This window comes from Stenotrophomonas sp. Sm2128, assembly GCF_030985535.1.
Classification (GTDB): domain Bacteria; phylum Pseudomonadota; class Gammaproteobacteria; order Xanthomonadales; family Xanthomonadaceae; genus Stenotrophomonas; species Stenotrophomonas maltophilia.
Map to the genome: position 1 here is coordinate 1 of NZ_JAPTFQ010000024.1, position 14,638 is coordinate 14,638.

14 protein-coding genes are annotated in these 14,638 nt (G+C 66.6%); 6 read left to right on the top strand and 8 right to left on the bottom strand.

The genetic code is table 11. The annotated features are described in order from the left end of the window. Positions 1-192: 192 nt before the first annotated feature. Entirely contained in the window at positions 193-666 is a 474-nt protein-coding gene (ybaK, locus tag O0K41_RS09045) for a Cys-tRNA(Pro) deacylase (RefSeq protein WP_164221718.1), read from the top strand. Further along, positions 666-1,151, top strand: a complete 486-nt coding sequence (locus O0K41_RS09050) for a hypothetical protein (protein ID WP_033834447.1) — start codon at positions 666-668, stop codon at positions 1,149-1,151. The genes ybaK and O0K41_RS09050 overlap by 1 nt, the downstream gene beginning before the upstream one ends. Positions 1,152-1,226: 75 nt before the next feature. On the opposite strand, the gene O0K41_RS09055 is transcribed toward O0K41_RS09050, so the two are convergent. After that, a complete protein-coding gene (locus O0K41_RS09055) occupies positions 1,227-1,784 on the bottom strand; it encodes a DUF3228 family protein (protein ID WP_107379122.1) in 558 nt (185 codons plus the stop codon). A gap of 137 nt (positions 1,785-1,921) precedes the next feature. Here O0K41_RS09055 and O0K41_RS09060 point away from each other — a divergent pair, with 137 nt between their 5' ends. After that, complete coding sequence (locus O0K41_RS09060; RefSeq protein ID WP_164221720.1) at positions 1,922-3,439, top strand: amidohydrolase family protein; 1,518 nt, start codon at positions 1,922-1,924, stop codon at positions 3,437-3,439. A gap of 6 nt (positions 3,440-3,445) precedes the next feature. Here the strand turns inward: O0K41_RS09060 and O0K41_RS09065 are convergent, their stop codons facing one another. The 3 genes from O0K41_RS09065 to O0K41_RS09075 are packed head-to-tail and all read right to left on the bottom strand — an operon-like array spanning position 3,446 to position 6,171. Next, positions 3,446-4,177, bottom strand: coding sequence for a LytTR family DNA-binding domain-containing protein (locus O0K41_RS09065; RefSeq protein WP_005408094.1), 732 nt, complete (start codon positions 4,175-4,177; stop codon positions 3,446-3,448). Continuing rightward, positions 4,174-5,220 carry a histidine kinase gene (locus O0K41_RS09070; protein WP_099605852.1) on the bottom strand — a complete coding sequence of 349 codons (1,047 nt, stop codon included), beginning with the start codon at positions 5,218-5,220 and terminating at the stop codon, positions 4,174-4,176. Before O0K41_RS09070 ends, O0K41_RS09065 begins: the two co-directional genes overlap by 4 nt. A gap of 24 nt (positions 5,221-5,244) precedes the next feature. Then, complete coding sequence (locus O0K41_RS09075; protein WP_164221722.1) at positions 5,245-6,171, bottom strand: alpha/beta hydrolase; 927 nt, start codon at positions 6,169-6,171, stop codon at positions 5,245-5,247. A 203-nt stretch (positions 6,172-6,374) separates the two neighbouring features. On the opposite strand from O0K41_RS09075, the gene metF reads away from it, so the two are divergent. Further along, positions 6,375-7,202 (top strand): methylenetetrahydrofolate reductase [NAD(P)H], encoded by an 828-nt coding sequence (gene metF / locus O0K41_RS09080; protein ID WP_012479162.1) that lies wholly within the window; start codon positions 6,375-6,377, stop codon positions 7,200-7,202. Positions 7,203-7,242: 40 nt separating this feature from the next. Then, a complete protein-coding gene (locus O0K41_RS09085; protein ID WP_049451417.1) occupies positions 7,243-7,827 on the top strand; it encodes a DUF4124 domain-containing protein in 585 nt (194 codons plus the stop codon). A gap of 51 nt (positions 7,828-7,878) precedes the next feature. On the opposite strand, the gene O0K41_RS09090 is transcribed toward O0K41_RS09085, so the two are convergent. The 3 genes from O0K41_RS09090 to O0K41_RS09100 form a co-directional block, all read right to left on the bottom strand. Further along, positions 7,879-8,835: a Nudix family hydrolase gene (locus tag O0K41_RS09090; RefSeq protein ID WP_164221724.1), complete on the bottom strand. Its 957-nt coding sequence runs from the start codon at positions 8,833-8,835 to the stop codon at positions 7,879-7,881. A 102-nt stretch (positions 8,836-8,937) separates the two neighbouring features. Then, positions 8,938-11,670, bottom strand: a complete 2,733-nt coding sequence (gene secA, locus O0K41_RS09095; protein ID WP_005408088.1) for a preprotein translocase subunit SecA — start codon at positions 11,668-11,670, stop codon at positions 8,938-8,940. A 278-nt stretch (positions 11,671-11,948) separates the two neighbouring features. Further along, the gene (locus O0K41_RS09100; RefSeq protein WP_005408087.1) at positions 11,949-12,905 is read right to left on the bottom strand and encodes a M23 family metallopeptidase; all 957 of its coding nucleotides are present in this window, start codon (positions 12,903-12,905) and stop codon (positions 11,949-11,951) included. 12 nt (positions 12,906-12,917) lie between these two features. On the opposite strand from O0K41_RS09100, the gene O0K41_RS09105 reads away from it, so the two are divergent. Then, positions 12,918-13,367, top strand: coding sequence for a DUF721 domain-containing protein (locus O0K41_RS09105; protein WP_005408086.1), 450 nt, complete (start codon positions 12,918-12,920; stop codon positions 13,365-13,367). Positions 13,368-13,649: 282 nt separating this feature from the next. Here O0K41_RS09105 and lpxC read toward each other — a convergent pair whose 3' ends face one another. Continuing rightward, positions 13,650-14,561 carry a UDP-3-O-acyl-N-acetylglucosamine deacetylase gene (gene lpxC / locus O0K41_RS09110; protein WP_005408085.1) on the bottom strand — a complete coding sequence of 304 codons (912 nt, stop codon included), beginning with the start codon at positions 14,559-14,561 and terminating at the stop codon, positions 13,650-13,652. Between the last annotated feature and the right edge of the window lie 77 nt (positions 14,562-14,638).

A 14,638-nucleotide genomic window follows, 5' to 3' on the forward strand; every position in this document is an offset into this window, starting at 1 on the left:
CGCCCCCCCCCCCCCCCCCCCACCACCGGTGCATGCAACACACGGAACGGGCGCCTTCGGGCGTCCGTTCTGCGTTTGCGCGTGGTCGTACACCCCGCATCCAGTCCCCACTGGTAGATCCACGCCATGCGTGGATGCTCCGGCAGTAGCTTCGGTCAAGGCAACGCGCCCAGCGCGCGCTACGATGCAGCCATGACCCCGGCCATCAACCTGCTCAAGCGCGAGAAGATCGCCCACACCGTGCGCAGCTACGTGCACGACGCCCACGCCGAATCCTATGGCGGCGAAGCCGTGGACAAGCTCGGCCTCGATCCGGCCCAGGTGTTCAAGACCCTGCTGGCCAGCACCGAGACACACGAACTGCTGGTGGCGATCGTGCCGGTGGCCGGCCAGCTGGACCTGAAGGCACTGGCCGAAGCCGCCGGCTGCAAGAAGTGCGAGATGGCTGCTGCTGACGCCGCGCAGCGCGCAACCGGTTACCTGGTGGGTGGCATCAGCCCGCTCGGGCAGAAGAAGCGCCTGCGCACCTTCCTGGACGCCAGTGCCGAAGCGCTGCCCGCGCTGCATGTCAGCGCCGGTCGCCGCGGTCTGGAAGTGGAACTGGCACCCACCGATCTGCTGCGCCTCACCGCCGGCCACTGCGCCGCCATCGGCAAGTCACGCTGATGCGCTGGCCGTGGTCTGCAGCGCCGATACCCCGGCTCGACGATGCACAGGCCGATGTGCTGCTGCAGGACCTGTTGTCGCGCGACGCAACGCGCATCACCGATGCCGCCCGCGTCGTCGCACGACTGTTCAGTGCCTCATCGTTGGACGCGTTGAGCGCACATGTGGATCTGATCGAACAACGCTGCCAGGGCATCGCGCTTGGCGGCATGCTGATCAGCAACCAGGCGTATCTGAAGGCCGCCCTGCGTCGGCTGCGTTACTGGCGTGCACGCGAGGGTTGCCTGTGCGCGCTCAACCCCGGCTACCCGTTCTTCGATCCCCGTCGCCTGATTGAACAAGGACAGATGCAGCTGCTCTCGGTGGAAGAGGCTGAGGGCTGCTGGGGCGACTGCCACACCGTTGCCTGCACGCAATGCGGCCAGCATTGGCAGGCCATCGACCGCGAGTACCATTACCCGTGGTGGGAATGGAAAGCTGCCTGAAGGCCAAGCGGCCACGCATGGCGTGGCTCTACTGCGGTCCGCACATTCACGCGATGCGTGGATGACAAATGTTGCTCACGGCCGCCAGTTCGCGTTGTTCTCCCAGAACTCGACGGAACGCCGGTAGGCTTCGCGGTCCAGCGGCACGCCGGATCCGCCCTCGTCCACGCCCAGCGCATTGCGCATCATCGTGATCGGTGCCATCGGTACCTCTTCCGGTTCGGCGGTGTAGATGCAGCCGACGATGCCCCAGTCGGCCTCGATCGGCGAGCCTTCCCTGGCCAGCTGCTCGGCGCTGTACAGGATCACCACCAGGTAGCTCGCACGCGGTGATTCCACGCCCTCGAACCAGCGCACCAGCACCGGTAGTTCCTCGCGGTTGCGCGCTTCGTAACCACTGCGCAGCAGGTGGCGGTTGGCCTCGGTGATCGGTACGGTCAGGCAGCGCGTGCTGGTCCAGTTCTCGTAGACGAACAGCTTGCAGAACGGCGCGTAGCCATCCAGCACCTTCAGCGGCGCATGCGCATTGAGGTGTGCCTCGAACTGCTCGGCAGTGCAGTCCTGGATGGTGTTGCCACGCGGCACGCGCGGGAACAGGCGGGGACGGGCGAAATCGGTGAGAACGATGGACATGGCGCGGGTGTGATCAGGAGTTCTGCTGCACAGGGTAGCCGCCCTGGAGGCAGACAGGGCCGGATGCCGATGGTCACTGGCGCCAGCGTCCCGCTTGCAGCACCCTGCGGGCGACCCACTACAAGGATCGCCGGCTCATGGATGCAGCATGCGCATTGCCCCGTTCCGCCCACCGTCGGCAGTGGCCGATTGTACTGGTCATCCTCCTGCTGGCGCCGCCATTGCTGTTCGCCGCCGCTCTGCTCTGGCCGCTGTCGGCTCCGCCGTTGCCCGAGCCGGGCAACAGCCGCGTGATCGTCAACGCGCGGGTGGTGGACGTGGCGCGCGGCCAGGTCAGCGAACCCACCACCGTGACAGTGCGCCACGGCACCATCACTGCCATTGGGGAAGATCCGCAGGACGCGCGGCTTCCCGTGCTCGACGCCGGCGGCCGCTGGCTGCTGCCCGGTTTCTGGGACATGCACACCCATGCACTGCAATTGTCGCCGCAGCTGCAGTTCCCGCTGATGCTGGCCAACGGCATCACCGGCACCCGCGACATGATGGACTGCCCGCAGACCACCGATCCGCTGATCGCCTGCGTGGCCGACAAGCGCCGCTGGACCGCACAGGCCATTGCCGGGCAGCAGGTTGCACCGCGCTTCGTACAGATCGCCAGTTTCTACTTCGAAGATCCGTCACTCACGCCGGAGGCCGCCGCTGCGCGTGCACGGACGTACAGCGCGCGCGGGGTCGACGCGTTGAAGGTCTACAACCGGCTGCGTGCGGACACCTATCAGCGGCTGGCCACCGAGGCGCAGCAGCTGCGCCGTCCGTTGGTCGGCCACCTGCCCAAGGCGGTGCCTCTGGACGACGCGGTGCAGGCGGGCCAGCGCAGCTTCGAGCACGCCCATCTGTTCGTGCGCCACTGCTTCGACAACGCGGCGGCATGGCGCGGTGGCACGCTCGACGGCGAAGACCCGATCGTATTGGCCGAACGCATGGTTGCCAGCTATCAGCCCACGCTCTGCAACAAGGCGTTCGCTTTGATGCAGGCCAGCGGTGCCGCGTTCGTACCGACCCATGTCACCCGCGAAGAAGATGCACGCGCAAGCGACCCCGCCTTCGTCGACGATCCGCGCCTGGCCTATCTGGACCCGCTTTCACGCTGGGCGTGGCGTGATGACCTGCAGGCCACCGCAGCGCGCTATCCCGGCCGACGCGGCCAAGACGCACTGAAGACCTACTTCGAGCATGGCCTGGCTCTCACCGGTGCGGCCCATCGTGCCGGCGTCACCGTGCTGGTCGGCACCGATACCGGATTGGGCGGCTTCCGCTACCACGATGAACTGCAGTGGCTGCGACAGGCCGGCCTGAGCCAGGCCGACGTGCTGCGCGCAGCTACGCTGCAGGCCGCACGTCATCTGCAACGGCAGGCATCGCATGGAAGCGTCGAGGTCGGCAAAGCCGCAGACCTGGTGCTGCTTGATGGCAACCCGCTGCACGACATCGCCAATACCCGCCGCGTGCATGCCGTGCTGCTGGCCGGCCACCTCTATGACCGCCCGCGGCTGGATGCGCTACAGACTTATGCGCGCAGGCAGGCACGCTCGCCCGCAGTGATGGCACGCCTGCTGTGGGGATTCATCACCAGCCCGGTCAGTGCCGAGCTGTAGCGGCAGCTACAACGCCATCCGCTCGCGCAGTTCACGTGCCTGCCGCCGCGATACCTCCACCTCGCTGCCGTCGTCCAGCGCCAGGTCGTAGCCATCAGCGATGCTGGGCGTCACGCCTCGGATGCGGCGCAGGTTGACCAGCGTGTTGCGGTTGGCACGGAAGAACAACTCCGGCGGCAGGCGTGCTTCCAGCGCGCTCAGGCTGCGGGTCAGCAGGGCGTTCTGGTCGCGGAACCATAGCCGTGTGTAGTTGCCATCCACCACCAGCCGACGGATCTCCGAGACCGCGACGAACCAGCAGCGTTCGCCCTCGCGCACGAACACCTGGTCCTGCGCGCCCAGCGTGCTGCGCGGCTCCGGCGTTTCGCCCGCCACCACCTCGCGCTGGCGCGCCCGCTGCAACGCTTCCAGCAAGCGCGGCGCCTCGACGGGCTTTACCAGATAGTCCAGCGCATTGGCCTGGAAGGCGCGCACCGCGTAGGTGTCGTAGGCAGTAACGAAGACCACCGCCGGCACCGTCTCCAGCCCATCCAGCACATCGAAGCCGCTGCCGGAGGGCATCTGCACATCCAGCAGCACCAGGTCCGGCGCCAGTGTGGCGATCGCCTCGCGTGCAGCGGGCACATCGTCTGCTTCGCCCACGCACTGCACCCACGGCAGCGCCGACAACAGCGTGCGCAGCTCCTGCCGCGCCAGCCGTGCATCATCAACGATCAACACACGCAGCACGCCACTCATTGCGGAATCTCCAGCAGGGCCTGCATGCGGTCGCCGACCGGCTGCAGGGTGAAACGACCCTGCGTGCCGAGCTGCGCACGCAGGTAGGCAAGGCCGACGCCATGGCCATGGGCTGGCTCGCTGACGCCGCCCAGCGGATTGTCGACCTGCAGACGCAGCACATCATTGTCCAGCGTGGCGCGGATCTGCATCTCACCGCCGCCCGGGCGGCTGGCGATGCCATGCTTGATCGCATTCTCCACCAGCAACTGCAGCGCCATCGCCGGCAGCTGTGCCTGCAGGGCATCGGCATCAATGTGCTGGCTTACCTGCAGGCGCTGTTCGAAGTGGACTGCCTCGATGGCCAGGTAGTCGTCCACGACCACCAGTTCCTCGGCCAGGGTGACCTGCTCGCTGCGGTTGTGTGCCAGCGCCTGGCGCAGCGTGCGCGACAGGCGGGTGACCATGTCGCGCGCACGCTCCGGGTCTTCCAGGATCAGCGCACGCAGGTTGTTCAGCGCATTGAACATGAAATGCGGGTTGAGCCGTGCACGCAGTGCATCGCGCTCCAGCGCGCTGCGCTCGGCCTCGGCACGCAGGCGCGCCAGTTCCGCACTGCGTATCCGGCGCAGGCTGTGCAGGCCTGCCCAGAGCGCTGCCCACAGGGCCAGCATCACCGCAGTGGTGTACCAGTAGAGCAGCAGCGCCTTGGGGCTGAAGTCGGCTGTCTGCCGCCCCAGGCTCACCCAGTTCCAGGCCAGCGCCGAGCGCAGCGCGATGTTCACCAGCAGCTGCGCCACTGCCGCGCCCAATGCCACCGACAGCGCCAGCCGCAGCAACAGCCCGGCCGTGCCGCGCGCCCACCAGTCGGCACGCAGCGCCAGCGCGCGGATGGCACCGCTGCACCCGAACAGGGCCAACGCCAGGCCCAGCGTGATCAACACGCCTGCGCTTCCGGCATCGCTGAAATAGGCCTGGCGCAGGCCGATTCCGGCAACACCATAGAGCGCCCACACCAGCGCATTGAGCAGCCAGAAGCGTACCGTCGAGGAGGAATCCGGCATGTCCATTCCGAGGCGTGTTGAAACTCAGTGGTGGTGGTCGAGGAAGGCCTGCACCTGACCGCGCAGCCAGCGCGGATCATCCCACATCAGGAAGTGGAAACCCTGCGCGCTCATCGCGATCTGCACGCCCTGCAGTCTCGCGTACTGCGCCTGGAACACCGCGCGCGTGCTGTCCTCGGTGCCGCCCATCGGCTGGTAGCCGGCCCAGCTGCCCAGCACCAGCGTCGGTGCGGTGATCGAGGCGATGCTGTCACGCAGGTCGGTGGTCATTACCGCATGCATGGCGTCAGCGGTGGTCTGGCGGTCGCTGGCTTCGCCCCAGCGCCCCAGCTCGGCCTGCCGCTGCGGATCGCGGGTCATGCCCGGCAGGCCGGCCTTCAGCTGCGCCTGCCACTGCGCGGCATCGGCGGCGAGCATGCCCTTGCGCAGCTGGTCAGCCATTGGCCGCACGCTGTCTGAGGTGGCGTTCGGGTCACGCGCGGCCGGCAGGAACGGCAATGCGTCGACCACCACCAGCGCACTGACTGCCTTCGGCTCGGCCTGCGCCATCTGCAGCCCCAGCAGGCCGCCAAGACTGTGGCCGATCACCACCACCGGGCCCAGCTGTTGGTCATGCAGGTAGGCCAGCAGCTGCCCGCGCATGGCCGGCAGGAATTCGGCCGGGCGCGGGTCGGCGGGCGCAGCGCCGGCAAAGCCCGGCAGCTGCACCAGATGGCACTGCACGTCCTTCAGCGCCAGGCAGGTCTCGCGCCAGACCTCGGCGCTGCTGTTAAGACCGGGGATCATCAGCAGTGGACGGCCCTTGCCGACCACCTCGACCTGCACCTTGCCGGTGCCGGTGGCGGCCGCCGCATGCGCCGAGCCGGAACCGAGCACGGCCATCGCCATGCCGATCATCGCCAGCCGGGCCAGGGCCTTCATTGCGTACCAGAGTGCCAGGAAGATCTTCATCGTCTGCTCCTTCATTGGGTGGGTGGTGCCGGGATGGGAGCAGCGTGGGCCTGGCGGAGGCACCCCGGTTGCGATTTCGGAGCAGCGGCCGCACGGCGGGGCGAACGGTCGCGGGCCGGGGACGGCGGGCTCTCACGCAATCTTCAAGAATCCATCTTGATGAAGAGATATACTGCTTCGCACCGACCGCCGCCATCCGCGCCATGACCGCCATCAGCTTCGAGTTCTATCCGCCCAAGACCGACGAACAGCGCAGCCAGCTGGACCGTGCTGCGGCCAAGCTGAAGGACTACGCCCCCGAATACGTGTCGTGTACCTTCGGCGCCGGTGGCTCGACCCTGAGCTACACCTCCGAGACCGTGCGCCACCTCAACCAGCACCATGGCTTCGATGCCGCGCCGCACCTGTCGTGCGTGGGCGGCACCCGCCAGGAGATCCGCGAACTGCTCAAGCTGTACCGCGCCATCGGCTGCCGTCGCCTGGTCGCGCTGCGCGGTGACCTTCCCTCGGGCATGGGCTTCCCCGGCGACATGCGCTACGCCGCCGAGCTGATCGACTTCATCCGCACCGAGCATGGCGATGCGTTCCACATCGAAGTGGGCGCGTATCCGGAAACGCATCCGCAGGCGACCGATGCGCTGGCTGACCTGAAGCACTTCAAGGCCAAGATCGATGCCGGTGCCGATGCGGCGATCACCCAGTACTTCTTCAACCCGGATGCCTACTTCCACTTCGTCGATGAAGTGCGCCGGCTCGGCGTGCAGGTGCCGATCACGCCCGGCATCATGCCGATCGCCAACTTCAGCCAGCTGCGCCGCTTCTCCGAGCAGTGCGGCGCGGAAATACCGCGCTGGATCGGCCGCAAGATGCAGGCCTACGGCGATGACGCCGAGTCGGTACGTGCATTCGGCACGGAAGTGGTGGCCCGGCTGTGCCAGCGCCTGATCGAAGGCGGCGCGCCCGGCCTGCACTTCTACACCTTGAACCTGGCCAAGCCGACCACCTCGGTGCTGAAACTGCTACGGGGCTGAAAGCACGCCATGCGGACCGGATCGGCGCTACCCTGCGAGGATGATCCGGCTTTCCTTCCTGCTGTTGCTGCTGCCGCTATGCGTGCTGTCGAGCGTCGCCCACGCACAGTCCACGCGCCTGAACCGCTGCACCGATGCGCAGGGCCAGAGCGTGTATACCGACCGGCCCTGCGACAGCGTGGGTGCACGGTCACGGCTGCCGCCGCCCTCCCCCACCGGCAATACCGCAGCGCGCGACACGCTGGGTGCACGTTGCCCGCGCCGGCTGAGCGAGCTCGTGGACGCATTGCGCAACGGCATCCTCAGCAACGACGTCAATCGGCTGTCTTCACTGTACCTGTGGGGCTCGGTGTCCGACGCGGGCGCGCAGCGCATTCTCGGCCAACTGGAATCGTTGGCGCGGCGGCCGCTGGTGGACGTGGTGCCGGTGTATCCGTGGCAGGACCAGGTCGCAGAGCCGGAGGAGGGTCAGAGCCCTGCTGCGCAGGGGTCCGACCCTGAGCCGCCGGCCGTGCGCCATCCGGTCGGCCTGCGCCTGGAGCAGACGTTGCCGGGCAGCGTGGCGCGCGCCTCGACGGTGCTGGGATTGCGGCGGCAGTACGGGTGTTTCTGGATCACGCTGTGATCGGGAGGGGTCAGAGCCCTGCTGCGCAGGGATCTGACCCCGCATGCCGGCTCACTCCGGCCACAGCCCGCGAATGGCGGCAATGCCTTGCCCGCCATGGCGACGCGCTTCGGCGATGTGACCGCGACCCACGCCGCCCAGCGCATAGATCGGCAGTGACACCTGCGCGCGCAGCTCGGCGAAGGCATCCCAGCCCAGCGGTACCGCGTCCGGATGGCTGGCCGTGGCCTGCACCGGGCCCAGCACGGCGAAGTCGCAGCCCAGCTGCTGTGCGGCCTGCAGCTGCTGCAGGTCGTGGCAGGATGCGGCCACCAGCTGGCCTTCGGGAAGTGGACGCTGCGACAGTTCCTGCAACTGCTCGCTGCCCAGGTGTACGCCCACGCCCAACGCACGCGCCAGTTCGATATCGCGATTGAGCAGCCACTGCACCCCACTGCGACGATGCGCGCGCACGGCCTGTTCGACCATCGCCTGCCGCTGCGGATGCGCCGTCGGCAACCGCAGCTGGATGCGCTGCTGGCCCGCGGCCACCACGCGCTGCAGCTGTTCATGCCAATGCTGCACGCCGCCCTCATCATCGGCCGGCGCCGGGGTGATCAGGTAGCTGTCGGGCTGGCGCAGGGCAGCCACCACCGGCAGGTCGGCCGGTGGCATTGAATAGCGGCCCAGCTTGTCCGGCGCCACCCAGGTGATTGCCTGGCCCTCCCGCCCACGCGGTGTCCCCTTCCAGCTGCGCACGTGGCGCACCTCCAGGGTCAGCTGCTTGTCCGGATAGCGCTGCGGCACATCCATCAGCCACTCGCCGACATCGGCCTCGATGCCCAGTTCCTCGCGCAGCTCGCGCACCAGCGCCTGTTCGGAGGTCTCGCCGGATTCGCGTTTGCCGCCGGGAAACTCCCACAGGCCGGCCATGTCGCGGTTCTCGGTACGGCGGTTGAGCAGCACGCGGCCACGGGCGTCGGTGATGACGGCGGCCACGACATGGATCGATCGGGTGGGGGAAGGCATGGGGGGAAGCATGCCCAGAACAGGGCGGCCGGCGCAATCACGGATGCGCTGCAACTCCCCTGCCACAAACGAAAAGCCCCGCTTTCGCGGGGCTCTTCGGCATCAGCTCAGCTGGCCGTGGCAGTGCTTGTACTTCTTGCCACTGCCGCACGGGCACGGATCGTTGCGGCCGATCTTCGGCTCGTCGCGCTGCATCTGCGCCACGCCCTGCTGGGCAGCCTGCACCTGCGCGGCTTCCTCGTCGGCGCTGTAACCGCCCACGTCCTGGTGCTGGAACTGCGACTGGCTCAGGCGGGCTTCGGCCTGCTGGCGTTCGGCCGCTTCCAGCGCCTGCACTTCCTCGTCGCTGCGGATGCGCACGCGCGACAGCAGGGTCACCACTTCGCGCTTGACGTTTTCCAGCATGTCCGAGAACAGCTCGAAGGCTTCCTTCTTGTATTCCTGCTTGGGCTGCTTCTGCGCGTAACCACGCAGGTAGATGCCCTGGCGCAGGTAATCCATGCGCGCCAGGTGCTCCTTCCAGCTCTGGTCCAGCACGGTCAGCATCACGTGCTTCTCCAGCGCGCGCATGGTTTCTTCGCCCACGCCGGCTTCCTTCTCGGCGAAGTGCTGGTTGACGCGTTCCTGCACCTTGGCGGCAATCGCCTCGGCGTCCAGCTCCTCGTGTTCCTTGACCAGGTCGGTCAGCGACATCTGCAGGCCGAAGTCCGACTCCAGGGTCGCTTCCAGGCCACGCAGGTCCCACTGCTCGTCGATCGAGTTCGGCGGCACGAAGCGGGCCACCACGTCGAAGATCACATCGTCGCGGATGCCGTCGACGTTGTCCTTCACCGACTCGGCGTCCAGCAGTTCGTCGCGCTGGGCGTAGATCACCTTGCGCTGGTCGTTGTTGACGTCGTCGAAGTCCAGCAGGTTCTTGCGGATGTCGAAGTTGTGGGCCTCGACCTTGCGCTGCGCCTTCTCGATCTGGCGGCTGACCAGGCGGTCTTCGATGACGTCGTCTTCCTTCATGCCCATCATGCGCATGGCCTTCTGCACCCAGTCGGAGGCGAAGATGCGCATCAGATTGTCTTCCAGCGACAGGTAGAAGCGGGACGAACCCGGGTCACCCTGGCGGCCCGAACGGCCACGCAACTGGTTGTCGATACGGCGCGACTCATGGCGCTCGGTGCCGACGATGTGCAGGCCGCCCGCCGCCTTCACTGCCTCGTGGCGCTTCTGCCAGTCGGCCTTGACTGCGGCCTTCTGCTCGTCGGTCGCGTCCTCGCCCAGCGCGTGGAGCTCTGCTTCCAGCGAACCGCCCAGCACGATGTCGGTACCACGGCCGGCCATGTTGGTGGCGATGGTCACCGCGCCCGGACGGCCGGCGTTGGCGACGATGGTCGCTTCGCGGTCGTGCTGCTTGGCATTGAGCACTTCGTGCTTCACACCGGCCTTGCTCAGGTGCTCGGACAGCATTTCCGAAGTTTCAATCGAGGTGGTACCGACCAGCACCGGCTGGCCGCGCTTGGCGCACTCTTCGATGTCGGCCAGCACCGCATTGAACTTGCCCTTGCGGTTGAGGAACACCTGGTCCGGGCTGTCCTTGCGGATGGTCGGGCGGTTGGTCGGGATCACCACCACTTCCAGGCCGTAGATGCTCTGGAACTCGAAGGCTTCGGTATCGGCCGTGCCGGTCATGCCGGACAGCTTCTTGTACATGCGGAACAGGTTCTGGAAGGTGATGCTCGCCAGCGTCTGGTTCTCGCGCTGGACCGGCACGCCTTCCTTCGCTTCCACCGCCTGGTGCAGGCCATCGGACCAGCGGCGGCCGGCCAGGGTACGGCCGGTGAACTCGTCGACGATGACCACTTCGCCGTCGCGCACGATGTAGTCAACGTCACGCTGGTAGATCGCGTGCGCGCGCAGGGCGGCGTTGAGATGGTGGACCACGGTCAGGTTCTGCGCCGCGTACAGGCCTTCGGTTTCGCCGTTGAGGATGCCGGCTTCCACCAGCAGCTGCTCGGCGTGCTCCATGCCCGCTTCGGACAGGTGCACCTGCTTGCCCTTCTCGTCGACCCAGAAGTCGCCCTCGCCGTCTTCCGCTTCCTGCTTGACCAGGTGCGGCACGACGCGGTTGACACGGATGTACAGCTCCGGGGAATCGTCGGCCGGGCCGGAGATGATCAGCGGGGTACGCGCTTCGTCGATCAGGATGGAGTCGACTTCGTCGACGATGGCGTAGTGCAGGCCGCGCTGGTAGCGGTCGGCCTTGGACAGCGCCATGTTGTCGCGCAGGTAGTCGAAGCCGAATTCGTTGTTGGTGCCGTAGGTGATGTCGGCGGCGTAGGCTTCGCGCTTGTCGCTGTGCGGCATGCCCGGGTAGACCACGCCCACGCTCAGGCCCAGCCAGTTGTACAGCTTGCCCATCTGCGCGGCGTCGCGGCGGGCCAGGTAGTCGTTCACGGTGACCACGTGCACGCCCTTGCCTTCCAGCGCGTTGAGGTACACCGGCAGGGTCGCCACCAGGGTCTTGCCTTCACCGGTGCGCATTTCTGCGATCTTGCCCAGGTGAAGCACCATGCCGCCGATCAGCTGCACGTCGTAGTGGCGCATGCCCAGCACGCGGCGGCCGGCTTCGCGGCAGACCGCGAAGGCTTCCGGCAGCACCTTGTCCAGGGCTTCACCGTCAGCGATGCGCTGCTTGAACTCCGGCGTCTTGGCCTGAAGCTGCTCGTCGGAAAGCTTCTCGATCTCCGGCTCCAGCGCATTGATCTTGGCGACGATGCGGTTGAGCTGGCGCAGCTGTCGTTCGTTACGACTGCCAAATACGCGGGTAAGCAGGCTGTTGATCATTGAAGGAACCGGGTTGGATGGACACGACGCCCGGCCTCCCCCTTGGGATCCGTCCGCCGCAAACGAAACAGGGCGCCTGGCGCCCTGTCGATGGCAACACCCATTGTAGCTTGGGACGGGCGGCTGAGGTTTCAACCCCGAGGGGTAGTGCCGGCCGCTGGCCGGTGACCCGCGATGCTGCCGAAGATCATGAGGTTGCCGGCCAGCGGCCGGCACTACCAGATCAACCGCATCGGGTCAGAGCCCTCCCGCGGCGCGGAAGGGATCCGACCCGGGCATCAGCCGCGGCTGATGCGGCCGACCGGCGTGTTGCCGCCGTCGCCGAGGAACTTGCGCGGGTTGACCACGTTGCCGTTCTCCCACACCTCGAAGTGCACGTGGGCGCCGGTCGAACGGCCGGTGGAACCGGCCTTGGCCACTTCCTGCCCGGCACGGACCAGGTCACCGGCCTTCACCACCAGGCGCGAATTGTGCGCGTAGCGGGTGACGTAGCCATTACCGTGGTCGACATCGACCACGTTGCCGTAGCCGCCCTTCACGCCGGCGAAGCTGACCACGCCTTCGGCCACGGCCATCACCGGGTCGCCGACCTTGGCGTGGAAGTCCATGCCCTTGTGGGTGGCGGCACCGCGGCCGAACGGGTCGGCACGGGTGCCGAAGCCGGAGGTCACGTAGCTGTTGCGGATCGGCATGCGCGACGGCACGGCGTTCTGCTGCAGCTGGTGGTCGAACATCAGCGATTCCATCACCGACAACTGGCGGCCTGAAGCAGCGAAACGCTGCTCCAGCACCTGTAAGTCGGCGTTGACGTCCTTGACCGGGATGTCGCTGGTCGGACCGCCGGCATCGCCGTCACCGAGGCCAGGGGTCTCGTTGAAGTCGAACTCGCCGTCTTCCAGCTTGCCCATCTGGGTCAGCCGTTCGCCAAGGGCGTTCAGGCGGGTAGCCTGCGCCTGCAGCTCGCCGAGGCGTGCCGCCAGCGCGTTGACCTGGGTCTGCGCATCGCGCTTGACCTTGGCCAGTTCCGCATCCTGGCGCTCGACCTTGGCCTGCAGCCGGGAATCATTCAGCGCGCTGGCGCCAATGCCGCCAGCAAGGCCGATAATGCAGCCTACCCCGAGCACGCTGCCCAGCAGGGCGCGGGGGCGGTCCTCGAAATAGAACCGCAAACGCGCGATCGGCGACGACTTGGCCTGTCCTTCACGCGTTTTGATTACGATCTTTTTGAATGCCATCAGTGAGTTTTCATGTCTGAGCCGAAATCCAGCGTTCGCCCCGCGTCAGTGCCGAAGCCGGCGCTGGATGCGGTGATGGCGGACAAAAGCGGGAACCCGCTGCGGCGTGCCTTGTGGCTCGACGCGCTGGACCGTCAGTTGCGCCCCCAGTTGCCGCCACCTCTGCGCAGCCGTTGCCGGCTGGCCAATGTGGACGGGGAACACCTCGTTTTTCTCGTCGAGTCCCCGGTCTGGCATGCCAAGTTGCGGCTTGCCGAAGCCCAGTTGCTCGACGCGGCCCGTTCCATCGGGCTGAAGGCCACCAGGGTGACCATCAAGACTGCGTCTCCCACTCCCACGCGCTCCCCAGCGCTCGACAACCGGAATGGACCCCACGCAGTTTCAGCCGCCACGCACAAAGGGCTACGCGACGCCTTGGCTTGCCTGCAGGACGTTCCTTCGAAGCCGAAGAAGCGGTCCTGACGACAACGGAGCATCCGGCTCCGCTCCCCGTCGCGCGTGTCACCACGGCGTGAAACATTTCGGGGGCCGGGTCGCATCCTAGCTGCCATCCGGGGGCCTGTCGTTAGATTGTTGTTAAAACTGCGTTAAATTCAGGCTTCCGATCCAACAGGTTCACAAAACCGTGACCTCGAACCGGCCTTGACGCGTGTCAAGCATGCTGAATGCGCCGGACACGCATGAAACGACAACGCCGCCCTGGAAGGCGGCGTTTTTGTCTTTTAATTCAACAACCTACATAAATCAGGCGTAGGCCGGAGTGGCATATTCGACCGGATCCGGCGTCGCCGGCGAGTCGAAACTGACCCATTCCCAAGCAGTGGCGTCGGCCATCAGCGCCCGCACCAGCTTGTTGTTGAGGGCGTGACCGGACTTGAAGCCTTCGTAGGCACCCAGCACTTGGCCACCGGCCAGGTAGAGGTCGCCGATCGCATCGAGGATCTTGTGGCGCACGAATTCGTCGGCATAGCGCAGGCCGTCTTCATTGAGCACGCGGAACTCGTCCAGCACGATGGCGTTGTCCATCGAACCGCCCAGGCCCAGGTTGCGCTCGCGCATGTATTCCAGGTCGCGCATGAAGCCGAAGGTGCGCGCGCGGGAGATTTCCTTGGTATAGGCCAGCGTCGAGAACTCGATTTCCTGGCGCGACTGCTTGGCCGGAATCATCGGGTGGTCGAACTGGATGGTGAAGCCCAGCTTGTAGCCCTCGTACGGGCTGAAGCGGGCCACCTTGTCGCCTTCGGTCACTTCCACGGTCTTCAGCACGCGGATGAAGCGCTTGGGCGCATCCTGTTCCACGATGCCCGCCGACTGCAGCAGGAACACGAACGGGCCGGCCGAACCGTCCATGATCGGCAGCTCGGCCGAGGACAGTTCGACAATGATGTTGTCCACGCCCAGGCCGGCCAGCGCCGACATCAGGTGTTCGACGGTCTGGATCTTGGCGTCGTTGCAGGTCAGGCCGGTGCACAGCGTCACTTCGGTGACCAGCTCGGCCTTGGCCGGCACTTCCACCACCGGGTCCAGGTCCACGCGGCGGAACACGATGCCATGGTTGACCGGTGCCGGGCGCAGGGTCATGTAGACCTTGTCACCGCTGTGCAGGCCAACGCCGGTGGCGCGGATCGTGTTCTTGAGGGTGCGTTGCTGGATCATGGGGGATGGACCGGAAGTGACACATTAGATTAACACGCACGGTCCCCTACCCCGGCTGAAAGGCAGGCAGGACACAC